Genomic DNA, 22,725 nt, shown 5'->3' on the forward strand with positions numbered 1-22,725 from the left:
TCCATCCGTTATCCAATATGGCCATTCTTATTGGCTTTGATACCATTTCGTCAACGCGGCCGATAAATCGGAAGCGACACGGTTTAAGACCGTGATGACGCGCGAATATTCCATGCGCGTTGGACCAAGAATCGCAATCGACCCGAGCGGCTCATCACCGACCGAATACGTCGCTGTAATCAAGCTGCAGTTTTCCATGCCGCGCAGTTCGTTTTCATGTCCGATCGAAACCCGCACCCCTTTTTGGGTTTGCTTGCGAAGCAGGCGATAAATGTCTTTTTCTTGCTCAATGATGTTCAGAAGCGGGCGGACTTTTTGGATGTCGCTGAACTCCGGTTGGTTGAGCATATTCGCCTTGCCAGCGAAAAACACTTTTTCTTCTTCAGGAGCATCGATCGTTTCAATGAGCGTATTGAGCACGCTGTCGTAGTTGCGGATGTGCCGGCGCAATACATCGGCCACTTCCGTCTCCATTTTTTCTTTCAAGTCAATGAGCGGAACGCCGTTTAACCGCTCGTTGAAAATGTTGACCATTTTTTCCAGGTCGCCTGCATTCATCGATGACGGGATCGTCACGACCCGGTTTTCGACATGGCCGGTGTCCGTCACGACGATGGCGACGGCTGTCTGTTCGTTGAGCGGCACGATTTGCATCCGCTTCAGCTTGCTTTCTTTAAACGTCGGCCCGAGCGCGATGGATGTATAGTTCGTCAGCTCGGATAAAATTTGCGCCGACTTTTGCAGCAGTTTTTCCAGCTCATAAATGCGCTCAGCAAACACGGAGCGGATTTTTTGAATGTCCGCCCTTGTCAGCCGCTGCGGCGGCAGCAAATGGTCGACGTAGTAGCGGTACCCCTTTTCCGACGGTACTCGGCCAGAAGAAACGTGCGTTTTCTCAATATAGCCAAGCTCCTCCAAATCCGCCATCTCATTGCGGATCGTCGCCGAGCTGAACGCGATTTGATGCTTTTTCGATAACGTCCGCGAACCGACCGGCTGCCCAGAACGGATGAAATCGTCGATAATCACCTGCAAAATCAGCAGTTGGCGGTCCGTTAGCACGTGTCTCACCTCTGTTAGCACTCGAACAATTCGAGTGCTAAATCTACTACTAGGGTAGCAAATTGCCCGGCAAATGTCAATGTTTACATTTCGCCAAGGAACGCGGCAAACACTTCATTGCCGAGCAGCTTGCCCCGTTTTGTCAAGCGGACGTGAGTCGCCGTTTCCTCAAGACGTCCATTTTCGATTTCCCGGCGGATCGCCTCGCCAAAGATGTCGTGGAAGTCACAGCCGAACTTTTGCCGAAAGCTGGCTTGGGATACCCCTTCCGTTTTGCGCAGCCCTAAAAACATTTCTTCTTCCATTTGTTCGCGGACCGTCAAACGATGAACGCGGCGGTGCGGCCATTCGCCGCGCTCAACCGCGGCGATGTAATGACGAACGGGACCGATGTTCTCACGCCGCACCCCGCTTATATAACTATGCGCCCCGGCGCCGATGCCGTAGTACTCCTCGTTGTTCCAGTATGTCAAGTTGTGCCGGCTTTCAAATCCCGGCAAAGCATAGTTGCTGATTTCGTATTGCCGATAGCCGGCGGCGGCCATCCATTCCATCGCCGCTTCGTACATTTCGGCTTCCACTTCTTCGCCTGGAAGGCGAAGGCGGCCCTTCCGCCATTCGTTATAAAAAATCGTCCTTGGCTCCAAAATGAGGGAATACGCAGACAGATGCGGCACATGAAGCGAAAACGCCGCTTCTAAATCGTTCGTAAACTGCTCAAGCGTTTGCCCCGGCAAACCGTACATCAGATCTAGGCTGATATTTTCAAACCCCGCTTCTCTTGCCATGGCTACCGCCTGCATCACATCGTGGCAACGGTGCGTGCGTCCGATCGTTTGCAGAAGTTGCTCATCAAATGTCTGCACCCCCAGGCTGAGCCGATTCACTCCCGCATCGCGCAAAATAGCGAGCTTTTCTTTCGTCAAGCCGTCCGGGTTGGCTTCGACAGTAAATTCGGCCGTTTGGGGGTCAAACTGGAAATGGCGGTGGATGCTCTCAAGCAAACAGCCGAGTTGCGCCGGCTCAAGCACCGTCGGCGTGCCGCCGCCGATAAACAGCGTTTTGAGCTGGTTGCCAAATTCCGCCGCCGTCCACGCCATTTCTTTGTCCATCGCTCGCAAATAGTCGTCAACCGGCTGTCCGGCGGCGAACACTTTGTTAAAATCACAATAATGGCAAATCTGGGCGCAAAATGGAATATGAAAATACGCTGAAACGGCCATCAGTCCTCCTCCTTTCAACCGGCCGGCGCCTCAGGAAACAAACAAGGCTATCCCCAACGGAGACAGCCTTGCTCATTATTTTTTCTGGTCGTCGATTTTCAAAACGGCCATAAACGCTTCCTGCGGCACTTCGACCGATCCGATTTGTTTCATCCGCTTCTTTCCTTCTTTTTGTTTCTCAAGCAGCTTCCGCTTCCGCGATACGTCGCCGCCGTAACATTTGGCAAGCACGTTTTTGCGCAGCGCCTTGATCGTCGAACGAGCGATGACCTTGTTGCCGATCGCCGCCTGCACCGGCACTTCAAATTGCTGGCGCGGAATCAAATCTTTCAGCTTTTCAACGATCGCTTTGCCGCGCTCGTAGGCGGAATCGCGATGGACGATAAACGATAAGGCATCGATTTTTTCGCCGTTTAGCAAAATATCCATCTTGACGAGATTGGACGGCCGATAGCCGATCCATTCATAGTCAAACGACGCGTATCCTTTCGTGTTGGACTTTAAGGCATCAAAAAAGTCGTACACGATTTCCGACAGCGGCATGTCGTAAATCAACATGACCCGCTTTTCATCCAAATATTGCATATCGACAAACGTGCCGCGTTTTCCTTGACACAATTCCATCACTGGCCCGACGTAGTCATTTGGCACCATGATCGTCGCTTTCACATACGGTTCTTCGATGCGCTCAATCTTTTGCGGCTCGGGCATATTAGATGGATTGTCCACAGCGACTTCGTTTCCATCGGTGAGATGCACTTTGTACACAACGCTCGGCGCGGTCGTGATCAAATCGATATGAAATTCGCGCTCAAGCCGCTCTTGGATGATTTCCATATGAAGCAAGCCGAGAAACCCGCAGCGGAAGCCAAATCCAAGCGCCTGCGACGTTTCCGGCTCAAAGTGAAGCGCCGCATCATTCAATTGCAGCTTCTCGAGCGCCTCGCGCAAATCGTTGTAGCGCGCCGTATCGATCGGATACATGCCGCAAAACACCATCGGGTTAAGCTTCCGGTAGCCTGGGAGCGGCTCGGCCGCCGGCCGTTCGGCATCGGTGATCGTATCCCCGACGCGCGTGTCTTTGACGTTCTTAATGGAGGCGGTCAAATAGCCGACATCACCGACCGTCAATTCGTTGACGACTTTTTGCTTCGGCGTGAATACCCCAACTTCCGTCACTTCAAACTCTTTGCCGGTCGACATCATTTTGATGCGCTGCCCCGGCTTCACCGTTCCGTCGACGACGCGGACATAGGCGACGACGCCGCGGTACGGGTCATAGAGCGAATCAAAAATGAGCGCCTTCAGCGGCGCATCCGGATCGCCCGAGGGAGCCGGAATTTTCTCGACGATTTTTTCCAAAATTTCCTCGATGCCGATGCCGACTTTGGCCGAAGCAAGCACAGCATCAGAGGCGTCCAAACCGATGACATCCTCAATTTCTTGACGCACCCGCTCCGGTTCAGCGCTTGGCAAATCGATTTTATTAATAACAGGAAGAATTTCCAAGTTGTTATCAATCGCCAAATACACGTTGGCGAGCGTTTGCGCTTCAATGCCTTGTGCCGCATCGACGACCAAAATTGCCCCTTCGCAAGCAGCCAAGCTGCGCGATACTTCATACGTAAAGTCGACGTGGCCCGGCGTGTCGATCAAATGGAAAATATACTCTTCGCCATTTTTCGCTTTATATGTCAACTGAACCGCATTCAATTTAATCGTGATGCCGCGCTCGCGCTCAAGCTCCATCGTATCGAGCGTCTGCTCGCGCAATTCACGCTCCGACAGCGCCCCTGTTTTTTCCAAAATGCGGTCCGCCAGCGTCGATTTTCCGTGGTCAATGTGAGCAATAATCGAAAAATTGCGGATCCGTTCCTGCCGTTTCAACCGTTCTTCCCGGTTCATCGTCTCTCACTCCTGCTTCTTCGCAAAACTACACTAGCTTTGATTATAGCAACAGCGCGAAGAAGATTCAATGATGAACGAAAAACCAAGCCGCCGTTCGAGCTTTCCGGAAAGACGCGAAACGGCCAGAGCCGCGCCAAAAAACAACCGACAATGTGAAAAGTGCAACACTTTGCGCTCCAGCGGGCGGACGGCATCCAAAAGAAAAAGCCGCCATTGTTGACGGCACGTTCCTGTGTTCCTGTTTTGTCCGCACATGAACGGGGCTAGTCCAACGCCCGGCCGACGAGCGAACACAGCGTTTCCATGAGCGCGGTGACGGCATCGGCAAAAAGTTGCCCGAGCCTAGAGAACAAGTTGAACGTTTTCATCTCGCGAATCGTTTCTTGCTTTTCTCCTAATAAATCTCCAGCAACGACCGGCCGGCCAAACACTGCCGCTTCCATCTCACCATTTTCCCTTTTCTTCATATCGATGACGGATGGAAACGACGGATCGGCGTAACCGCGCATCCGTTCAATGCCCTCATGCGCCTGCTGCATGCCAAACAACACGCCGAAAAAAAGAAGAAAGATCGCTAGAGTAAAGCGGATGAACCATCGTGCCATAAGTGACGCTCCTTTACTTTTTCTCCGCCGGAGCCGGCGCTTCGACTTTTTCCGCCTGCCAATAATAGTCGCTGAACACATCGGCAAACGCCGACACGGAACGAAACAACTCAGTAAACGTATTGTCAACACCGCCGACTTCAATTAAAATCGCGTTCTCTGATAAATCTTGATTAAACTTGCCGTTCGTCCCGGCTCCTTTTTTCTCGATCACCCCGCGGCTCAACCCTGGATATTTCTTTTGCAGCAGCTGATGCAACTCGGTTGCCAGCTGCAAGTTTTTCTCGTATGTCGCATTTTCTCCGCCAATAATGAATGCGACACGCGCATAATCAACGCCGTTGATCGTAACCGTCGTATATTTCCGCCGCCGTGAATCGCGATGGATGTCGATGAAGTAGTGCAAGTCACGGTTTTGCTTCATTGCCGCGATCACGGTTTGCCGAGACATATCATACGATTGAGAGTATTTCATTCCTTTCTTTAACAATTCGTTGACAATGTCGATTTTGCTCACTTCAGCGCCGATGCCGCGCTTTTCCAGTTCTTCCGCTAACTTTTCCCCCACTTTTGCGACGTTGACCGTCGGGTGAAACGCCAAATCCGGGTCAGTCACCCCTTTGAGCGCCGGCAAAAACGACTCATGCGTATGGGTATTGTAAATGTAGATCACTTTTTTTCCTCCCGTCGTCCGCGATGGCGGGGGAACCGGTTTTTCCTCTTCGTTCTTGTTTGCCTGTTCGAGCTCCTCCACCGAGGCTTGCCGCTCCGCCAGCATCACTCTAAGCGGCGGCGCGGATTCGTATGGCATGTTCGTGTAATCCGTTCCTTCACCAGCGATGAGAATTTTGCTGTCATAAAGGGCAAAGCCCGGCAGCTCGCTGCCAAGCAGGCTGCGCGGGTCATCGGGATTGATGCTCGTCGCCAGGCGGAACAGCAGCGATGAGTAATTCGTCTGCCGCCGCTCTTTCGGCAACAGTTGAGCAAAATAGCGATTTTCCAAGGCAAACAAACGAATGAACGTCTCCTCCGGAAAATGGGCCGCCATATCGTTTAGCGACGATGACGACGGACGGTATTCTGGCCGCAGCGATGTGAGCGCTCCGACAAGCATAAGCATCATCATGCAGCCAAGGATGATGAGCATCAACAGTTTCTTTATGCTGGCTCCTGGAATCGCGATCACGACGTTTGGGGAGCGCCATCGTTTCATATTCCCACCCTTTCCCGGCTTGTCTCCTCAGTTTAACGTATGGCCAAGCGGGAAAAGATAGAACCGTTTTTTGTCTAATGAGTGTAGGAGCCGACATTGCCTTGGTCGACTTGACGGTGCAGCGCCGCATTCAAGCCCCCGGCTAATAAGTTGGCCATATCGCCGATAAACGAATCGATCTCTTTTGGGGTTACCATCAAATTATGACCGAGCGGGGCGAGCACTTCATAGATGAGGCGCCGCTTTTCTTCATCGCCAAGCGTGCCGACCATGCCAAGAAACGTCGACCGTTCTTGCGGCGACGGCATGTCTTGTTCCGTCAATTTTCGTTTGCGCCCAAACGTCCAGCCCGCCGGGGCGAGCGCACTTGACGGCCGATTCCCTTCGCGCATTTCGCGGCCGAAGTGCTTCAAAATGAAATCAATCGTGTCGCTCGTGATCGAAACAGCGTCGACGACCGTCGGAACGCCGATCGAAATAACGGGAATGCCGAGCGTCTCATGGCTCAGCTCTTTCCGCTTGTTGCCGACCCCAGAGCCAGGATGGATGCCGGTGTCAGAAATTTGGATCGTTGCATTGACCCGTTCGATCGAGCGGGCAGCCAAGGCGTCAATCACAATGACAAAATCCGGCTTTGTTTTCCGGACGACGCCGTCGATAATATCGCTCGTTTCAATCCCCGTCATCCCCATCACCCCTGGAGCGAGAGCGCTCACCGGCCGGAAGCCTTCCTCGACGCTTTCGGGCTGCAGCTGGAACAAATGACGCGTGACAAGCACGTTTTCCACCGTCAGCGGCCCAAGCGCATCCGGGGTGACGTTTTGGTTGCCGAGCCCGACGATCAGGCAGCTCGCCTGTTCCGGAATGCCAAGCCGCGTGAAAAAGGCGCTGAGCTGCTCGGAAAAAATGCGCTGTACTTTTTGCTGCAGCTCGGTGTTTTGTTCGCGGATGCCTTGCGCTTCAATCGTCACGTAGTGGCCCGGCTTTTTGCCGATCGAGGCCGCTCCTTGTTCCATGACATGCACGTGCGACAGCTTGACGCCGTCGATCTCCTCGTCACGGATCATGACTCCCTCAATCGGCGCGGCGCTTTCTTGTTTTTGCTGCAAACGCTCCTCGACTGCGATCTCATGCGCTTCGATCGCTAAATCCGTGCGCACCGAGTACAGGCGTAAATCGAGCGGCTGTTCCATGTCGTTTCTCCCCATTTCTGTCGTTTTCTTTTATTGTCGCCGTAATCAGGCCCAGTCATTCATGTTTCGTAAAGGATTTTCGCTTGAACACTCTTGCATAATCAAAACACGTTTGATAGAATAACACTTGTTCTTCCTGTTGCTCACAACAGAAATAGGAATGGTAATGGAGGTGAACGAACTTGGCTAACATCAAATCAGCGATCAAACGCGCGAAAACGAGCGAAAAACGCCGCGCCCACAATGCCTCGATGAAATCGGCCATGCGCACAGCGATCAAAAAATTTGAAGCGCTCGTTGAATTGAAAGACGTGGAAAAAGCGCGCGAGGCGTTTATTATCGCGTCGAAAAAATTAGACAAAGCTGCAAGCAAAGGCCTTATCCATAAAAACACCGCCAGCCGGCAAAAATCGCGCTTAGCAAAAAAATTGAACAGCATCCAAGCTTCCTAATCAAAAACGACCTGGCGCCAGGTCGTTTTTTTGTTTTTCTTTTGTTCACGGCAAACGGCCGGTCGATCGCTTCACCGCCGGCCGTGACGCCCCGCTTGCGCCGGGCGGGCGCCCCAGCGCATCAGAAGCAGCTCAACGGCCAACCGGCGATCGACCGCCCCGCTTTTCACTTCATAATCAGCAGAAGCAAGCTCGTCAATCGCCGCCGCTAGCTCTGCATCGGAGAAGCGTGCGGCTTGAGCGAGAGCGAGCTTGATCCGGAACGGATGCACCTTGAGCGCCGACGCGATTTGCGCCTGTCCGTAGCCTAAGGAGGCGAGCCACTTCACTTGCGCAAGCAAGCGGAAATGACCGGCAAGCAACGCTAAAATTTTGATCGGTTCCTCATTGTTTTCAATCAAATCGTAAAACGTCTGCAACGCCGCTGGAATGTCTCGCTTCGCCACTTGCTCGACGAGCACAAAGACGTTTTCTTCCGGTGTGCGGGCGACAAGCTGCTCAACCGCCGCCGCCTCGACCGTTCCACCCGGCCCGGCAAACAGGGCCAATTTATCGATTTCATTCGCCAAAGCGGAAAGCTGCGTCCCGGCCCGCCGCAACAGGACATCAATCGCCTCATCGCTTGCTTGCGCCCCTTGGCTCTCGATGCGGCGCCGCACCCAAGCCCGCAGCTCCGCTTCAGCGAGCGGGGCGGCGATGACGACTTCGCTTTGCTCTTTGGCGAGCTTCGTAATTTTTTTTCGTTCATCAAGCTTCTCATACGGCGCGAAAAAGACGACGATGGAAAACGGCGACGGCGCCTTCAAGTACGCCTCCAGCTTCGCCAAATCATGCTCGATCTCCTTCTCTTTTTCAGACGTAAAAAAATACGGATGCTTGATGAGAATGACGCGCCGCTCGCCGAAAAACGGCACCGTCTCGGCCTCCTCAAGCGCCGCCTCGACCGGTGTTTCCTCACAATCGTACACGGCCAAGTTCCACTCCCGTTCCTCGTCGCCAAGCGCCGCGTTCACCAGTCGCTCATACGTTTCCATTAATAAAAATGGTTCATTGCCGTATAATAAATAAAGGGGAGAAAACCGCCGTTTTTCAATGTTTCCCCATACGCGTTCCAGCATGTTCCCGTCTCCATTCCCTAGCAAACGTCTCTGCTAGAAAGATACACTGTTTTTCGCCATTTTACAAGGGAACCGGCTGCCGAGAAACCGGTTCCCCTTTATATAAACGCCGGCCTATAAGTCCTAGGACCTTATCGGCCAGCGGGTTATTTTTATGTTTTCCCGGCTGTTGGAAAGTATTTGTGTCAACTGTTGTCAAGGAAGGAAAATGGACGAGCGGCGGTAGATTTTTCACGCGTTTTCGTCTATACTAAAAATGATTGCACGAGGAGGGGAAAAGCGATGAACGTATTCGAAAAAGAAGTGCAAAGCCAACGCAATGACGCCGTTGATTCCGCCGTCGGATTCATCGTGTCGTTCGGCTTTTTTGCGACGATGTTCATCATCGCCACGTTGATCGAGTTTTTCGGTCGATAAGGATTGCTTACATAAGCAATCCTTATTTTTTTTTGCGCACTACATCTTATGGTTTCATCACCTGAAAGGTTCCGCCGTTTTCATCATACAGATAGCGAATCGCACCGTTTTCATCCGTCCACCAAACGATCGCCTGCTGTTGCTTCAACCGCATGAGCACTTCGGGGGATGGATGCCCGTAGCGGTTGTCGCGGCCAACGGAAATAACCGCCGCCCGCGGCTTGACCGCCCGCAAAAACGGTTCTGTTGTCGACGTTTTGCTGCCGTGGTGCGCGACTTTCAATACATCGACGCGCAGCGTCGGATAAGCGCGGATGAGCGCTTCCTCCGCCTCTTTTTCAATATCCGCGGCAAACAGCCATGCCAATCCGCCGAGGCGAACGAGCAACACAAGAGAACCGTTATTGTCCTCGTTGTTTCCTTTTTCGGGATGGATCACAAAAAAACGCACGCCCCCCTCCGTCCACCCTTCTCCCCGCACAGCGGTTTTGACCGGTACAGAAAACGGGCGCGCCATCGCCTTGACGGTCGTCAGCGCTCCGGGACTTGTGACAATCTTCTTGACGCGCACGGCTTTGAGCACCTCAGGAGCAGCCCCGATATGGTCGGCGTCATCGTGCGTCAAAATCAGTTGATCAAGCGTTCTCACTCCTTGGGCTTTTAAAAACGGCACGACAACGTCCCGACCAACCGCAAATGACCGCAACCGCTTGCGCCATGGTTCCTTCGCCCATCCCGGCGTCCCGCCGGTGTCAATGAGATAGACCGCTTTTCGGTAAGGAAGCTCAATATAAATGCAGTCCCCTTGTCCGACATCCAATACCGTCACTTCCCCTTGCCGATCCACATACGGAGCGGCCAGCTGAAGCACCGTTGCCGCCGCCACCGCCGCCAAGCCTCGCAACAGGCGGCTTCGCTCCCAATCCAAAAACGCCGCCGCGATAGCCGTCAAATAGCCAGCTAAGCACCACGGCCCCGGACGGCCGAGCACAAGCAGAAATGAGTGATCGACCGAGAAAAAACGGACAACCGCGTCCGTCAGCTCAACGAGGCGGCTAAACAGCCAAATGAGCGGAGACAAGGAAAAAACGGCGGAGAGAAAAGCAGTGGGCAAAAGGACAAAGGAATACCAAGGGACAAAGAAGACATTCAGCCCTATGCTCCAAACAGAAATTTCATAAAAATGGTAAAGCAAAATCGGCAGCGCGGCAAGCTGGGCAACGAGCGCAGTCTGAAACAAATTTTGGAGCATCGAACGAACAGAGGCGAGCACCGGCACATGAGCGAGAAGGGCAAACGTGACAAAAAACGATAGTTGAAAACCGACATCCCAAACTATATATGGATCAAAGGCGAGCAGGGCAAGCGCCGTCCAACTCAACGCATCCAGCGGATGGATCGTTCCTTTTTTCCACTGGACGGCCAATACGATCATTCCGGTCGCACAGGCGCGCAGCACCGACGGTGAAGCGCCGGCAAGCACCGCATACATAGGCAAGAGAACAAACAAAGCAAGCACGGCCGCTTCGCGCGTCACAAACCGAATGGCAACAGCCAACACAGCGCTGACAAGCAAGGTGACATGACCGCCGGAAATCGCCAACAAATGAATGAGCCCGAGCCGCTGATAGTCGCTAATCACCTCTTCATCCAACGAACGGCGCTCTCCATAAATGAGCGCAGCGGCGATGCCGGCCGCTTCCGAAGGAAACCGATCTTCGATGCGGCGAACGCCAGCCTCACGAATCGCTTCAAGCCGTTCGATGATGGTGGGACGGGCGCGCACGCAAGCGGAAAGATCGATCGCCTCAGGGAGAAAGAGCCAATGAATGCGGTGGCGGCGCAAATAGCGGCGGTAATCAAACGCATACGGATTGCTGGCTGGCATGGGGCGCTCGAGCGTTCCGCTCACTCGGCACACTGTTCCAGGCATAAGATGCGCACGCAACGTCTCTTTTTCCGCAGCCGTCCGAATGGTGTAACGGAGCTGCACCCGCTCCTTCCCAGCTTGCACCGCCGCCTGCAGCCGGTCGCCGTCGATCGCGGGCGCAGCGGAAAAACGAACGGAAAGCCAGTGGCGACCGCCGGCAAAGGAAGTTTTGTTATGATGGTCAACGATGAGAAAATAGACGAAAAAGAGGAGAGCCGCAGACAAAGCAGGAAGAAAGCAACGCGGCCGGTGGATGAAAAGGAGAAGAAGGTACACCGCAAGGAGAAGACATATGGTTTTGGACGGAGAGGCCGCCGCCACAGCAAAAAGCGCCGCCGCGGCGGGATAGACGGCTTGTCCTTTCATGATTCCCCTCCGCCGCTGGAAAGCAGGGCGAACACATCCGTTTTCAGCGGCACTTGCACGAGCCGGACGCCGGCTTGGGCAAACAGCTCTAGGGCGTACGGATGGTTTTTGTAGTCTTGGGCGTAATAGACAGCGCGGATGCCGCTTTGAATGATCGCTTTGCAGCAATGCAAGCAAGGAAAATGGGTGACATACATCTCCGCCCCCTCGGTCGGGACGCCGAACTTGGCGCACTGCAAAATCGCGTTCATTTCGGCGTGAATCGTCCGCACACAATGCCCATCAATAACGTAGCACCCTTCATCGATGCAGTGAGCGCCCCCGGCGATCGAACCGTTGTACCCGCCGGCGATAATGCGCTTGTCGCGCACAATCGTCGCCCCCACCGCAAGCCTCGTGCACGTGCTGCGCAGCGCTAGCAGATGGCTTTGCGCCATAAAGTATTGATCCCACGTGATTCGTTCCATTTTACGTCCCTCCGCTCATTTCCATACTTTCAGTCTACCGGCCGCCGCCTGCCCCGTCAACGCCAAAACATGTCTGCGCGGCCCGATCCGCTCATCAACGAGAAGCGGTTCGCTCTCTCCTCATTTACGGCACAAGCAAATATGGTTTCAATTTCTCCAACGTTTTTTCGCCAATTCCGGCCACATTCAACAAATCTTCCACCTGCTGAAACGGCCCATGTTCTTCGCGATAGGCGACGATCGCTTTTGCCTTCGCTGGCCCGATGCCGGGAAGCTGCATCAACTCCTCTTCCGTCGCCGTATTGATCGCCACTTGCGGTCCGTCCCGAGATCCATCGCTCGGAGACTTGCCGATAGCATCTGGTGCCGGTGCGGCTTCTCCTTTTGTCGGCACGTAAATCATCATTTCATCGCGCACTTTTGCCGCCAGATTGATTTTCGTTTCATCCGCCTCGTCCGTCAGTCCACCGGCTAGGGCGATGACATCGCGGATGCGGGCATCCGCCGCCACCTCGTACACTCCTGGGTTCACGACGGCCCCTTTCACATCCACCACAGCGGTGTTAGGCGATTCGTCCTTTTTGTTTTCCGGAAGAGAGACATCCGTTTCAGCCGCCGCTGGCAAGGCGATTTGCCCTTTTTCATCCGTCGGATGACGAAACACCCACAACCCCACCGCCGCGGCAAACAACAAGAGCACCCCCGCTTTCCCATAACGTTTTCCAAGCTCCTGCACATGCTCCCACATACGATCCCATCCTTTCCATTTCAAGTCATAAACCGAGCCTTTTGCTCATACATATCGAAAAAGAGAGTTCCGGTGAACCAAAACCGGGAGGGGGGACAACGCATGAACATCGGCGTCATCGGCACGGGAAATATGGGCACCATCTTAATCGAAGCGTTCCTCGACTCCGGCGCCGTTCAAGCTGATCAGCTCGTCATAACGAACCGTACGCTTGCGAAAGCGTTCGCGATACAACGCGCGTATCCCGGCATGACAGTGGTGGCCGATGCAGCTGAAGTCGTCAAACAATCCGTCCTCGTCTTTTTATGCGTCAAACCGTTCGACATCCACCCATTATTGCAGCAACTGGCCCCGCACTGGACAGAGGAGCATTGCCTCGTATCGATCACAAGCCCGATCAGCGTCGAACAGCTTGAAGCAGCCGTCCCTTGCCAAGTCGTGCGCGCCATTCCGAGCATCGCCAACCGGGCGCTCTCCGGCAGCATCCTTGTCACCTTCGGATCCCGCTGTTCGACCACCTGCCGGCAAACGATCGATGATCTTCTCCGGCGCATCGCCTCGCCGGTGTACATCGACGAGGCCATCACCCGCGTCGCTTCCGACATCTCAAGCTGCGGTCCAGCGTTTTTCAGCTATTTGCTTCAGCGCTTCATCGACGCCGCAGCGGCCAAAACCGCCATCACGAAGGAACAGGCGACGATGCTGGCGACTGATATGATCATCGGCCTTGGGGAATTGCTGAGACGGGACTTGTATACGCTTCAAACTTTGCAGGAAAAAGTATGCGTCAAAGGCGGAATCACCGGGGAAGGCATCGCCGTCCTCCAGCGGCGGCTCGACGGCGTTTTTGAAGAAGTGCTGGCGAAAACGCATGAGAAGTTTCGAGAAGACGTGGAGAAGGTGAGGCAACAGTTTCCTTGATTGATTTATTCGACAAGCACCAGCGAAAATCCTGCTTCGTTCGATAAAAAAATGGACCCCAGCTTGTACGGCTGGGGTTTTCATATTTACGGATTTTTCGTTGGATTCCATCGTCGTTCAACCTTTTAGCTCTGCTTGTTTTTATTTGTTTCGATTCTCATTCAGCTATTGAGCCAGGCACAAGATTTCTTCCAAATTACGCTTGATTACACTCCTTTCAATCGTCAACCAGCTAGTAAGCTGGGTGCAAAACGATAGAGCTTTTCCCCTGCATTCCTTTATGTTCAGCCAAAATCCCCCTAAATCTTCCTCATCCACGTTTCTTTTTATGATTTCTCGCTCTTCGCCACTCACCGCTTCCGCGCGACGAAAAACAGCCGCTCGGCCGTCTCGGTCGGCGGGGCATCGGTGAAATCGGAGGTCACTTCAAGCACCTCAAAGCCGGCGGCATCCAGCCACTGTTCGTAAACGGCGCGCTCGAACGTGCGCTGCTCATGCCATTCGTCAAAACGTTCGTACCGATCGCCGCGGCGAACGAAAAAGGTTAATTCATGCCCGACGCTGTGCGGCCAATCGAGCGGATGGCACGTCCATATGTAGCTGATGTCCTCCCCTTGGTCCGCAAATACGGCGTCACGGAATACGACATCCATTTTATAAACGGAATGGACGTCAAACAAAAGCAAGCCGCCGGCGCCAAGGGCGCGGGAAACGGCGGCGAACGTCCGCTTTACATCCTCTTCATCCGTTAAATAGTTGAGAGCATCGCAAAACAGGAAGGCGCCATCCAGATCACAAAACCCGTCGAGCTCCGCCATGTTTTGCTCGAAAAACGGCACCTCCACTCCCGCCGCTTCGGCTTTCGCCTGGGCGACGGCGAGCATAGGTTCAGAAAGATCAACGCCGGATACTTGCCAACCGGCGTTGGCAAGGCGGATGGCCAGCTCTCCCGTCCCGCAGCCGATATCGATGACCCGCCGCCCCGGCCGTTGGGCGTAGCGGGCAAAGGAGCGCTCGACAAACGACTGCCACTCGCCGTACGGCGCCTCAGCCATCAGCACATCATACCAGTCGGCGAAACGGCCGTACGTCATGGCTGCAACACAGCCGCGACGTCTTCCGTCGGAGCGTCCCCCCAGAGCCGTTCGAGGTTGTAATACTCGCGCTCCTCTTTGGCAAAAACATGCACAACGATATCGCCCAAATCGACAAGCACCCATTTCGCCTCATGGAATCCTTCCATCCGCTTCACCGGCAGGCCGTGTTCTTCGGCTTGGTCTTGAATTTCGCGGGCAATGGCCTGCACTTGTTTGTCCGAATTGCCATGGCAGATGACAAAATAATCGGCGACAAGCGAAATGCCTTTCATGTTTAAGACAACGATGTTTTCCGCTTTTTTGTCATCCGCCGCGCGGACGACAAGCTGCAACGCCTCTTGTTCCGTCACCGTTTTGCTTCCCCCTTCACTTCGCGCACAAGTGAATTGTACGCATGAATCGTATCTGGATAAATGAGCTGGCGCTTCTCAAGCAAAAAGGCGATCGTATTTTTCACCGCCTGCAAAAGCGCCCGGTGGAGATCTTCTTCCGCCAAGCGCCGTACGTCATCGACGCCAGGGAAGCGCCGCCCTGGTTCCATATAATCAGCCAAATAAATAATTTTTTCCAGCAGCGTCATTCCCGCCCTTCCAGACGTATGGTAGCGAATGGCGTCCAGCACCTCCGGATCATCGATGCCGACTTCTGTCTGCACCAAATAGGCGCCAACGGGCGCATGCCATAGCTCACTGTTGTAAGCAAGCAAATCGTTGGGCATATTTTGCGCCAAAATGATTTGTTTCATTTCCTCGACTGGGCGGAATTTCGCATAGTCGTGGAAAATCGCGGCCAGTTCCGCCTTTTTCGCGTCAGCGCCGTATTGTTTGGCGAGCTTAACGGCGGTCTCGACAACGCCAAGCGTATGCTCGTAGCGCTGCTCTGTCAACTGTTGTTTCACGATCCATAACGCTTGTTCTCGCTCCATATAGCCCCTTCTCCTCAATATAAAGTCTAACGCCCTCCGGCACAAGATAGCGAATCGTCTGTCCATTTCGCACCCGCTCGCGGATGAGCGAGGAGGAAACGGCAAATTGCGGCGCCTCGACCTCGATGACCGGATACGGCGTTTCCATCGAAAACCCCGGCCGCTTGACGCCGACGAACGTCACCAACTTGATCAGCTCATCGATGCGATGCCAATTTGGCAAATATTCGACCATATCAGCGCCGATGATGAAATAAAATTGGTCATCGGGATGCATCGCGACGAGCTGGCGGACCGTATCGTACGTATACGAAGGCCCTTCCCGCTCGAGCTCGATCGTCTCAATGTGAAAGCGCGGATGGCCAGCCACTGCCAACTCGAGCATGCGCAACCGGTCTTCGCTTTTTGTCACTTGTTCGTGCTGCTTATGGGGAGGAATGCGGTTGGGCAGAAACCAAATTTCTGACAACTGAAGGGCGTCAAGCACTTCATTCGCCATGAGCAAATGGCCGTAATGAGGCGGATCAAATGTTCCGCCGAAAATCCCGATTTTTCCCATCTTCTTTCCTCCCGCCGCCTGCCGTGGCTGTACCGTTGTCAATCAGGCAGAACGATTTGTTTATGCTCCTTCGATTCTTTGTATAAGACGATCGTGTTGCCGATCACTTGCACGACTTCCGCCCCCGTTCCCGCCGCCAGCTGTTCAGCGACGGTGTACCGATCTTCCTCACAGTTTTGCAACACGCTTACCTTCAGCAGTTCGCGCGCTTCGAGCGCCGCCGCGATTTGTTCGGTCATCGCTTCCGTCACGCCGCCTTTGCCGACTTGAAAAATCGGTTTCAAATGATGGGCTTGGGCGCGCAAAAACCGCTTTTGTTTCCCAGTTAACATATGTTACCTCCTCAACGCTTCCATGACAAGCTGTTTCATCCGCTTGACATCCGGCCATTGGCCGGTCCATTTTTCAAACGCCAGCGCCCCTTGATAGACGAGCATGCCAATGCCGTTTTGCGTGCGGGCGCCGCGCGCTTTTGCCTCTTTCAGCCATTTCGTTTCCAATGGGTTGTAAATGATGTCGGAAACGACCGTTCCCGGCCGCAGCCGCTCGAGCGAAAGCGGCTGTTCATCCTCTTGCGGATGCATGCCGACCGACGTTGTATTGATCAGAATATCATATTCAGCAAGCCGTGTTTCGGCCTCGGCAAGCGACAAATGCGTCGAGCGGCGCTCATCCCCTTCGCGGATGAGCCGTTCCGCTTTTTCCATCGTCCGATTGGCGACATCGATGCGCAATGCCCCCGTCTGCAGCAGCGAAAAGTAGACGCCGCGCGCCCCGCCGCCAGCGCCGATCACTAAAATCCGCTTTCCGTCAAACTGAACGTTCATTTCCTCTTCCAATGCGCGGACATAACCAGGCCCGTCCGTATTATAGCCGATAAGCCGGCCGCCCCGGTTGACGATCGTGTTGACCGCCCCGATGCGGCGCGCATGGTCATCGATTTCGTCCAAAAACGGAATGACCGCCATTTTATGGGGAATCGTCACGTTCACCCCAGCGATGCCGAGCGCCCGCACGCCGGCGATTGCCGCGCCGACTTGCCCCGGTTCGACGGAAAACAAATGATAGCGCGCCGGAATGCCCAAACAGGCAAACGCCTCATTATGCATGAGCGGCGACAGCGAATGCTCGACCGGAAAGCCAAGCAGCCCGTATACCTTTTCCACGTTTCTCCCCTCCCGCTTTTCATTAAATCAACGACTGACGAATAAATACGTCGACCCCTTTCGGCGCATGAACGACGAGCTGAGCGCCCGGGTCGTTGCACGTCACCCAGCCGAGCCCAGAGAAGACGATGTCCGTCTTCCGCTCTTTCACCGACAGCGAGCGCGGCACAAGCGGCGGAAATTCAGCGGCATATCGTTTGCTTGGCGGCGACAGCAAATCGCCAAGCTGGTTGGCATAAAGGGAATCGGCTTTTTCCAGCTTTGTCCGATGAATCGTCAACTCATTGGCCATATAGCAGACAAATGAGCGACGTCCGCCTTTGATGTAATCGAGGCGGGCCAAGCCGCCAAAAAAGAGGGTCTGCCCTTCGTTGAGCTGATAAACACGTGGGTGGATTTCACGCTTCGGTGTAATGATCTTCAAATCGCGCGCATCGACAAAGTGCGCCATTTGGTGATGGTTGATGATCCCCGGCGTATCATACAGCGTCGCTCCACTTTCAAGTGGAATCTCAATCATATCGAGTGTCGTTCCCGGGAAATATGACGTGGTAATCACATTCCCTTTGCCGGTCGCCTCTTCAATGATCCGATTGATGAACGTCGACTTGCCGACATTCGTGCAACCGACGACGTAGACATCACCGCCCTCACGGTAGCGGTCGATGGCTTCCATCACCTTCGCCATGCCAATTCCTTTCGCCGCGCTGACGAGACAGACGTCCACCGGACGCAGTCCGAGCTCCTCCGCCATACGGCGCATCCAGCGCAGCAGCTTCGGGTATTTGACCGACCGCGGCAATAAATCCGCTTTGTTGCCGACAAGCAAAATCGGATTTTCAGCCGCAAACCGCGGCAATCCCGGAATCCAGCTGCCGTTGAAATCGAAAATGTCAACGATGTTGACAACAAGCGCCTTCGATTCCCCGATGCGATGCAGCATGTTTAAAAAGTCGCTGTCATCAAGCGGCACGTCTTGCACCTCATTGTAATGTTTCAAGCGGAAACAGCGTTGGCAAATGATTTCTTCCGCCTCTTTCTCGAGCACGCTTTTCGGCGCATAGCCCGCCTTTTTTGGATCGTCAAACTGGATGGCCGCTCCGCAGCCGATGCAACGCAGTTGTGGCTCCACGATCATTCCTCCCAGTAAATCATCCCTTTTTTGCGCATCACGTTTAAAATTCTCCGCTCCATTTTTCGATTGAAACGCGTCCATAATCCGTCCGTCTGGGCGACCGGGACGACTAAAATCGTGTTTAGTCCGAGCCGGTTGCCCCCAAGCACATCGGTCAGCAACTGGTCGCCGATGACGACGACTTCCTCTTTCTTCAGCTCCATCATCTTTAATGCCTGCAAAAACGCGCGTGTCAGCGGTTTGCGCGCTGCAAAGATGAACGGGATGCCAAGCGGCTCAGCAAACGACTGCACGCGTTGTTTATTATTATTCGATACGATGACGACCTTAATGCCCGCCTGCCTCATCGCATCAAACCATGCGGCCAGCTCCGGGGTGGCGCTCGGCCGATCCCATTCGACGAGCGTATTGTCCAGATCGGTGATGATCCCTTTCACTCCTTTTTGCTTCAGCTCATCGGGAGTAATGTCCATCACACGCTTGACAAACTGGCTTGGCAAAAAATAGTGAAGCATGCCGGACACCCGCCTTTCCATTTGCTTTTCCCATCATAGCGAATTTTGGCGTTTGTTTCAAAACAAAGTTTGCCAATGAGGAACGAAAAAAACTTTCGACAAATTTTGCATCCCTCCGTTATGTGGATAACTGTTGCCCACATTATACACAAGCTGATCATCACACTTCCTCCACTTTATAAACATGTTTTCCACATGTTATCCACCGTTTTCTGTGGATAATAGAACGGTTGTTCTCTCTTACAAGTCATGGTACATTGTAAGTAACCTACCATTATATGTATGACATGCTTGTCATATTCCATCCCAAAAAGGAGGACGCCCCCGATGAAACATTTGTCCGACGAGCTGTTGATCGAGTCGTATTTCAAGGCGAAAGAGCTCAACCTCAGTCCGGAATTCATCGAGTTGATTGAAAAAGAAATCCAGCGCCGTTCATTGACCCACAAAATTAAGCTGTCCTCATAAACGAAGGCCTTCGGGCTTTTTTTGTTTCCGAAAGCCTTAGCGTTCGTGCGCCTGACACCAATAGCCGAGCCGCTCGCCGACTTTGATCGGCATGGACGCAACAATGCGCGGGTCAGGTGCGAAACTTCCGCGTTCAAACAGCAAGACGACCGTTGAACCAAACGAAAAATACGCCATTTCCTCTCCTTTTACAAGCTGCTCACCCTCATGGGTCAATTCAATGCTGTTGACGAACATGGCTCCGATTTTCACGATCGCCAAGCGCTTGCCGCCGGCTGTGACCTCGGTGATGAGGCGGTAGTTTTTCTCGAGCGGCCGACGTCCATATTTTAAGCCAAGACGGTTGACCGGATACGACTTGCGGCCGAGCGCCCACTGCTTTTCGATCACTCCAGATATTGGGCTGTGGATGCGGTGATAATGGCTCGGGCTTAAATACAGAATAAAAAAGAACCCGTTCACATACGGCTGTGCCGCTTCAACGCTGCCAAGCATTTCTGCAATGGAATACGGCTTTCCCTTGACGATCATTTCACAGTTTTCTCGGATCGTGCCCATGTCTTCAATGACGGCGTCGACCGGGCTGACGACCGTATGCTCATCAGCGTCGACCGGCCTCGCCCCGGCCTTCAGCCTGCGGACGAACAGTTGCTGCAACGTCTTATAATTTTTTAGGCTTTTTTCCATTTCGTCTTGGTTAATATGATAAATTTTTGCATACGATGATATCAATAGCCCGCTGAGGCGCGATTTCGCAAACGCAGCGAGCAGCTTTGAAGAAAGCGAGTGATTGGTCAGCTCGATGAACAAACGATAAAGCCATTTTCGCAAGCACGTTCCCTCCAGTAGCGCAACATCGCCATTCGTTACTACCTTCCATATTACCGCCAAAATGAGTATAATGGTAGTAGAATTTTCTTTTGGCGTTTTCTGTTGGAAAAGGAGTGGGGAAACTTGTTCTTATCGGACTATTTAGATTATACGTTAAAAAAGCTGAAAGCAAACGTGGCAAACATTTTGACGATGACCAACTTGTCGCTCGGCGGCTTTTCCGTCCTAGCTACGCTGAAAGGGCAGCTTCATATGAGCGTGCTGCTCGTTTTTTTAGCCGCGTTTGTCGATCGCTTTGACGGCGCTGTCGCGCGCAAGATGAACATTGAATCCGAACTTGGCAAGCAGCTCGATTCGATGAGCGACATCGTCTCCTTCGGCGTCGCTCCTGCCTTGCTGATGTACCAAGGCTTGTTCCACGAATTCGGTGCACCCGGCGCGGTATTCACCGTTTTGTATATCGCTTGCGGCGCCTTCCGTCTCGCTCGCTTCAACATCACAGAAAACAACGGCTACTTCGCGGGGCTGCCCATCACCGCTGCAGGGGTGCTGATGACGCTCGGTTATTTAGCCATCCCGTACTTCCCGCCGCAATCGTTTATGTTTTTGGCGCTCATTTTATCGTTTTTAATGGTCGGCACGTTTAAATTGAAAAAAATATGACGATCACTGGAGCTGCCCTTTCCGTCGGCCAAATGGAACGGGCAGTTTTTTGCGTCTCATGTCACACCTTTTTCCCTTTTCAACCTCTTATATTCAGTATATGATAAATATGGTTTCTTCATAAAAAGCGCCCAATGGCGCAGATCGTTTGTAATGGAAAAAGCGGGGGGATTCATTTGGACAAAACATCGGTCATCGGCATCATTCTTGGCTTCATTGCCGTCGGATTGGGCATGTACTTTAAGGGCGTTTCGCCTGCTGTCTTGATCAATCCGGCCGCTATCCTCATCATTCTCGTCGGAACGGCGGCAGCGGTCGTCATCGCCTTTCCGACGCAGGAAATTAAAAAAGTGCCAAAGCTGCTCAAAGTCATTTTCACAGAATCGGCGACGCCAACGGTCGAACAACTGATTCCGCTGTTCGTCGATTGGGCGAATATTGCCCGCCGCGAAGGGCTGCTGGCGCTCGAGGCGAAATTGGACGATATTGACGACCCGTTTTTGCGCAACGGACTCAGCATGGCAATCGATGGCCAAACGCAAGAGTTCATCCGTGATGTGATGACAGAGGAAATCGTTGCCATGGAAGAACGCCACGAAGCGAATGCCGCGATTTTTTCCCAAGCAGGCACGTATGCGCCGACGCTCGGGGTGCTTGGCGCCGTCATCGGCCTGATTGCCGCGCTCGGCAATATGGAAAACATCGCCGAACTCGGCAAGGCCATCAGCGCGGCTTTTGTCGCCACGATGCTCGGCATTTTTACCGGCTATGTGCTTTGGCATCCGTTTGCCAACAAATTGCGCCGGAAATCAAAGGAAGAGGCGCGCGTGCGCTACATCATGATTGAAGGGGTGCTGTCCATTTTGGAAGGACAAGCCCCACGCATGATTGAACAAAAACTCGCTTCATACTTGCCGGAAAGCGAGCGGCACCAAGTGCTGATGCAAGGGGAAACAGTCAATGGCTAAGAAAAAAAAGAGCGGGCATGACCAACACATGAGCGAATCGTGGCTGATTCCGTACGCCGATTTGTTGACGCTATTGCTCGCCCTATTCATCGTCTTGTTTGCGAGCAGCCAAATCGACCAAAAGAAGTTTCAAGAAATTGCGCGCGCCTTTAGCACCGCCTTTGCCGGCGGAACAGGCGTTCTTGACTTTCAAAGCCCGATCGAGCCGATCACTCCGCCGGCCCAAGACGAAGAAGGACGGCATCAAGCAAAGCAGCCCCTCCCAGCCGTAAGTGGAAAGGAAAAAGAAGAATTAAGGCAAATCAAAGCGAAAATCGACAGCTACATCCGCAACAACAAGCTGACGGGAAAGCTGCAGACTTCCTTGACGGACGAAGGGCTCGCGATTACGATTTTGGATGATATTTTATTCGACTCCGGCAGCGCCGAAGTGCGCATAAAAGACCGGCGTCTAGCAACGGAAATCTCCGCTTTGCTCGTCATGAACCCGCCGCGCAATGTCATTATCAGCGGCCATACGGACAACGTGCCGATCCATAACGAGAAATTTGCTTCCAACTGGGAGTTGAGCGTCATGCGCGCCGTCAATTTCATGAAAGTGCTGCTTGAAAACAAGCAACTCGACCCGCGCTATTTCAGCGCCAAAGGGTATGGCGAATACAAACCGATCGCCTCGAACGCCACCGCCGCCGGGCGGATGAAAAACCGTCGTGTCGAAATTTTGATTTTGCCGCGCACCGACGTCAATGGTTCGTCCACATCCAATCAGTGACCG

The 22,725-nt window shown here is 53.4% G+C and carries 26 protein-coding genes; 7 read left to right on the forward strand and 19 right to left on the reverse strand.

The window, feature by feature from the left end:
* Positions 1–27: 27 nt before the first annotated feature.
* The 6 genes from hrcA to gpr form a co-directional block, all read right to left on the reverse strand.
* Entirely contained in the window at positions 28–1,062 is a 1,035-nt protein-coding gene (gene hrcA, locus ETC05_RS03980) for a heat-inducible transcriptional repressor HrcA (RefSeq protein WP_031408161.1), read from the reverse strand.
* An 83-nt stretch (positions 1,063–1,145) separates the two neighbouring features.
* Positions 1,146–2,285: a radical SAM family heme chaperone HemW gene (hemW, locus tag ETC05_RS03985; protein ID WP_171660425.1), complete on the reverse strand. Its 1,140-nt coding sequence runs from the start codon at positions 2,283–2,285 to the stop codon at positions 1,146–1,148.
* Between the two features lie 75 nt (positions 2,286–2,360).
* On the reverse strand, positions 2,361–4,190 hold the full coding sequence (gene lepA, locus ETC05_RS03990) for a translation elongation factor 4 (RefSeq protein ID WP_031408157.1): 1,830 nt from the start codon (positions 4,188–4,190) through the stop codon (positions 2,361–2,363).
* A 266-nt stretch (positions 4,191–4,456) separates the two neighbouring features.
* Positions 4,457–4,798 carry a YqxA family protein gene (locus ETC05_RS03995; protein WP_031408154.1) on the reverse strand — a complete coding sequence of 114 codons (342 nt, stop codon included), beginning with the start codon at positions 4,796–4,798 and terminating at the stop codon, positions 4,457–4,459.
* 13 nt (positions 4,799–4,811) lie between these two features.
* Positions 4,812–6,011: a stage II sporulation protein P gene (gene spoIIP, locus ETC05_RS04000; RefSeq protein WP_171660426.1), complete on the reverse strand. Its 1,200-nt coding sequence runs from the start codon at positions 6,009–6,011 to the stop codon at positions 4,812–4,814.
* 74 nt (positions 6,012–6,085) lie between these two features.
* On the reverse strand, positions 6,086–7,204 hold the full coding sequence (gene gpr / locus ETC05_RS04005; protein WP_031408150.1) for a GPR endopeptidase: 1,119 nt from the start codon (positions 7,202–7,204) through the stop codon (positions 6,086–6,088).
* A gap of 182 nt (positions 7,205–7,386) precedes the next feature.
* Between gpr and rpsT the strand changes: the two genes are divergently transcribed.
* The gene (gene rpsT / locus ETC05_RS04010) at positions 7,387–7,656 is read left to right on the forward strand and encodes a 30S ribosomal protein S20 (protein ID WP_031408148.1); all 270 of its coding nucleotides are present in this window, start codon (positions 7,387–7,389) and stop codon (positions 7,654–7,656) included.
* Between the two features lie 71 nt (positions 7,657–7,727).
* On the opposite strand, the gene holA is transcribed toward rpsT, so the two are convergent.
* Complete coding sequence (gene holA, locus ETC05_RS04015) at positions 7,728–8,774, reverse strand: DNA polymerase III subunit delta (RefSeq protein ID WP_031408146.1); 1,047 nt, start codon at positions 8,772–8,774, stop codon at positions 7,728–7,730.
* 282 nt (positions 8,775–9,056) lie between these two features.
* Here holA and ETC05_RS04020 point away from each other — a divergent pair, with 282 nt between their 5' ends.
* Entirely contained in the window at positions 9,057–9,191 is a 135-nt protein-coding gene (locus ETC05_RS04020) for a YqzM family protein (protein ID WP_011231993.1), read from the forward strand.
* A gap of 46 nt (positions 9,192–9,237) precedes the next feature.
* Here ETC05_RS04020 and ETC05_RS04025 read toward each other — a convergent pair whose 3' ends face one another.
* The 3 genes from ETC05_RS04025 to ETC05_RS04035 form a co-directional block, all read right to left on the reverse strand.
* Positions 9,238–11,487: a DNA internalization-related competence protein ComEC/Rec2 gene (locus ETC05_RS04025; RefSeq protein WP_171660427.1), complete on the reverse strand. Its 2,250-nt coding sequence runs from the start codon at positions 11,485–11,487 to the stop codon at positions 9,238–9,240.
* Entirely contained in the window at positions 11,484–11,954 is a 471-nt protein-coding gene (locus ETC05_RS04030) for a ComE operon protein 2 (protein WP_031408141.1), read from the reverse strand. The genes ETC05_RS04025 and ETC05_RS04030 overlap by 4 nt, the downstream gene beginning before the upstream one ends.
* Positions 11,955–12,078: 124 nt before the next feature.
* Entirely contained in the window at positions 12,079–12,702 is a 624-nt protein-coding gene (locus ETC05_RS04035; protein WP_031408139.1) for a helix-hairpin-helix domain-containing protein, read from the reverse strand.
* Between the two features lie 102 nt (positions 12,703–12,804).
* On the opposite strand from ETC05_RS04035, the gene comER reads away from it, so the two are divergent.
* The gene (gene comER / locus ETC05_RS04040) at positions 12,805–13,623 is read left to right on the forward strand and encodes a late competence protein ComER (protein ID WP_031408136.1); all 819 of its coding nucleotides are present in this window, start codon (positions 12,805–12,807) and stop codon (positions 13,621–13,623) included.
* A gap of 350 nt (positions 13,624–13,973) precedes the next feature.
* On the opposite strand, the gene ETC05_RS04045 is transcribed toward comER, so the two are convergent.
* Genes ETC05_RS04045 through ETC05_RS04080 form a run of 8 tightly spaced genes read right to left on the reverse strand, consistent with a single transcriptional unit; the run spans position 13,974 to position 19,020 of the window.
* Positions 13,974–14,717, reverse strand: a complete 744-nt coding sequence (locus ETC05_RS04045; protein WP_031408134.1) for a class I SAM-dependent DNA methyltransferase — start codon at positions 14,715–14,717, stop codon at positions 13,974–13,976.
* Positions 14,714–15,070, reverse strand: coding sequence for a ribosome silencing factor (gene rsfS, locus ETC05_RS04050; protein WP_031408131.1), 357 nt, complete (start codon positions 15,068–15,070; stop codon positions 14,714–14,716). The genes ETC05_RS04045 and rsfS overlap by 4 nt, the downstream gene beginning before the upstream one ends.
* Positions 15,067–15,645, reverse strand: a complete 579-nt coding sequence (gene yqeK, locus ETC05_RS04055; protein WP_031408129.1) for a bis(5'-nucleosyl)-tetraphosphatase (symmetrical) YqeK — start codon at positions 15,643–15,645, stop codon at positions 15,067–15,069. The genes rsfS and yqeK overlap by 4 nt, the downstream gene beginning before the upstream one ends.
* On the reverse strand, positions 15,554–16,204 hold the full coding sequence (locus ETC05_RS04060) for a nicotinate-nucleotide adenylyltransferase (protein ID WP_031408128.1): 651 nt from the start codon (positions 16,202–16,204) through the stop codon (positions 15,554–15,556). The genes yqeK and ETC05_RS04060 overlap by 92 nt, the downstream gene beginning before the upstream one ends.
* Before the next feature lie 38 nt (positions 16,205–16,242).
* Complete coding sequence (gene yhbY / locus ETC05_RS04065) at positions 16,243–16,536, reverse strand: ribosome assembly RNA-binding protein YhbY (protein ID WP_031408126.1); 294 nt, start codon at positions 16,534–16,536, stop codon at positions 16,243–16,245.
* A 3-nt stretch (positions 16,537–16,539) separates the two neighbouring features.
* Positions 16,540–17,370 carry a shikimate dehydrogenase gene (gene aroE, locus ETC05_RS04070; RefSeq protein WP_031408124.1) on the reverse strand — a complete coding sequence of 277 codons (831 nt, stop codon included), beginning with the start codon at positions 17,368–17,370 and terminating at the stop codon, positions 16,540–16,542.
* A 22-nt stretch (positions 17,371–17,392) separates the two neighbouring features.
* The gene (yqeH, locus tag ETC05_RS04075; RefSeq protein ID WP_171660428.1) at positions 17,393–18,502 is read right to left on the reverse strand and encodes a ribosome biogenesis GTPase YqeH; all 1,110 of its coding nucleotides are present in this window, start codon (positions 18,500–18,502) and stop codon (positions 17,393–17,395) included.
* Positions 18,503–18,504: 2 nt separating this feature from the next.
* The gene (locus ETC05_RS04080) at positions 18,505–19,020 is read right to left on the reverse strand and encodes a YqeG family HAD IIIA-type phosphatase (protein WP_171660429.1); all 516 of its coding nucleotides are present in this window, start codon (positions 19,018–19,020) and stop codon (positions 18,505–18,507) included.
* Between the two features lie 327 nt (positions 19,021–19,347).
* On the opposite strand from ETC05_RS04080, the gene sda reads away from it, so the two are divergent.
* Complete coding sequence (sda, locus tag ETC05_RS04085) at positions 19,348–19,488, forward strand: sporulation histidine kinase inhibitor Sda (protein WP_008879941.1); 141 nt, start codon at positions 19,348–19,350, stop codon at positions 19,486–19,488.
* A 36-nt stretch (positions 19,489–19,524) separates the two neighbouring features.
* Here sda and ETC05_RS04090 read toward each other — a convergent pair whose 3' ends face one another.
* Positions 19,525–20,319 (reverse strand): phosphatidylserine decarboxylase, encoded by a 795-nt coding sequence (locus tag ETC05_RS04090; protein ID WP_031408117.1) that lies wholly within the window; start codon positions 20,317–20,319, stop codon positions 19,525–19,527.
* A gap of 123 nt (positions 20,320–20,442) precedes the next feature.
* On the opposite strand from ETC05_RS04090, the gene pssA reads away from it, so the two are divergent.
* The 3 genes from pssA to motB all read left to right on the forward strand — a co-directional run bounded on the left by pssA (position 20,443) and on the right by motB (position 22,722).
* The gene (pssA, locus tag ETC05_RS04095; protein ID WP_014196390.1) at positions 20,443–20,982 is read left to right on the forward strand and encodes a CDP-diacylglycerol--serine O-phosphatidyltransferase; all 540 of its coding nucleotides are present in this window, start codon (positions 20,443–20,445) and stop codon (positions 20,980–20,982) included.
* Between the two features lie 176 nt (positions 20,983–21,158).
* A complete protein-coding gene (motA, locus tag ETC05_RS04100) occupies positions 21,159–21,950 on the forward strand; it encodes a flagellar motor stator protein MotA (protein ID WP_031408113.1) in 792 nt (263 codons plus the stop codon).
* Positions 21,943–22,722, forward strand: a complete 780-nt coding sequence (motB, locus tag ETC05_RS04105) for a flagellar motor protein MotB (protein ID WP_171660430.1) — start codon at positions 21,943–21,945, stop codon at positions 22,720–22,722. The genes motA and motB overlap by 8 nt, the downstream gene beginning before the upstream one ends.
* The last annotated feature ends 3 nt before the right edge of the window (positions 22,723–22,725 follow it).

Source organism: Geobacillus sp. BMUD (assembly GCF_013096845.1).
GTDB lineage: Bacteria > Bacillota > Bacilli > Bacillales > Anoxybacillaceae > Geobacillus > Geobacillus vulcani.

What these genes read in the sequence shown, in the direction of transcription:
- hemW (WP_171660425.1), bottom strand. Translation starts at nt 2,285, where the DNA reads ATGGCCGTTTCAGCGTATTTTCATATTCCATTTTGCGCCCAGATTTGC.
- lepA (WP_031408157.1), bottom strand. Translation starts at nt 4,190, where the DNA reads ATGAACCGGGAAGAACGGTTGAAACGGCAGGAACGGATCCGCAATTTT.
- ETC05_RS03995 (WP_031408154.1), bottom strand. Translation starts at nt 4,798, where the DNA reads ATGGCACGATGGTTCATCCGCTTTACTCTAGCGATCTTTCTTCTTTTT.
- spoIIP (WP_171660426.1), bottom strand. Translation starts at nt 6,011, where the DNA reads ATGAAACGATGGCGCTCCCCAAACGTCGTGATCGCGATTCCAGGAGCC.
- gpr (WP_031408150.1), bottom strand. Translation starts at nt 7,204, where the DNA reads ATGGAACAGCCGCTCGATTTACGCCTGTACTCGGTGCGCACGGATTTA.
- holA (WP_031408146.1), bottom strand. Translation starts at nt 8,774, where the DNA reads ATGCTGGAACGCGTATGGGGAAACATTGAAAAACGGCGGTTTTCTCCC.
- ETC05_RS04020 (WP_011231993.1), top strand. Translation starts at nt 9,057, where the DNA reads ATGAACGTATTCGAAAAAGAAGTGCAAAGCCAACGCAATGACGCCGTT.
- ETC05_RS04025 (WP_171660427.1), bottom strand. Translation starts at nt 11,487, where the DNA reads ATGAAAGGACAAGCCGTCTATCCCGCCGCGGCGGCGCTTTTTGCTGTG.
- ETC05_RS04030 (WP_031408141.1), bottom strand. Translation starts at nt 11,954, where the DNA reads ATGGAACGAATCACGTGGGATCAATACTTTATGGCGCAAAGCCATCTG.
- ETC05_RS04035 (WP_031408139.1), bottom strand. Translation starts at nt 12,702, where the DNA reads ATGTGGGAGCATGTGCAGGAGCTTGGAAAACGTTATGGGAAAGCGGGG.
- comER (WP_031408136.1), top strand. Translation starts at nt 12,805, where the DNA reads ATGAACATCGGCGTCATCGGCACGGGAAATATGGGCACCATCTTAATC.
- ETC05_RS04045 (WP_031408134.1), bottom strand. Translation starts at nt 14,717, where the DNA reads ATGACGTACGGCCGTTTCGCCGACTGGTATGATGTGCTGATGGCTGAG.
- yqeK (WP_031408129.1), bottom strand. Translation starts at nt 15,645, where the DNA reads ATGGAGCGAGAACAAGCGTTATGGATCGTGAAACAACAGTTGACAGAG.
- ETC05_RS04060 (WP_031408128.1), bottom strand. Translation starts at nt 16,204, where the DNA reads ATGGGAAAAATCGGGATTTTCGGCGGAACATTTGATCCGCCTCATTAC.
- yhbY (WP_031408126.1), bottom strand. Translation starts at nt 16,536, where the DNA reads ATGTTAACTGGGAAACAAAAGCGGTTTTTGCGCGCCCAAGCCCATCAT.
- ETC05_RS04080 (WP_171660429.1), bottom strand. Translation starts at nt 19,020, where the DNA reads ATGCTTCACTATTTTTTGCCAAGCCAGTTTGTCAAGCGTGTGATGGAC.
- sda (WP_008879941.1), top strand. Translation starts at nt 19,348, where the DNA reads ATGAAACATTTGTCCGACGAGCTGTTGATCGAGTCGTATTTCAAGGCG.
- motB (WP_171660430.1), top strand. Translation starts at nt 21,943, where the DNA reads ATGGCTAAGAAAAAAAAGAGCGGGCATGACCAACACATGAGCGAATCG.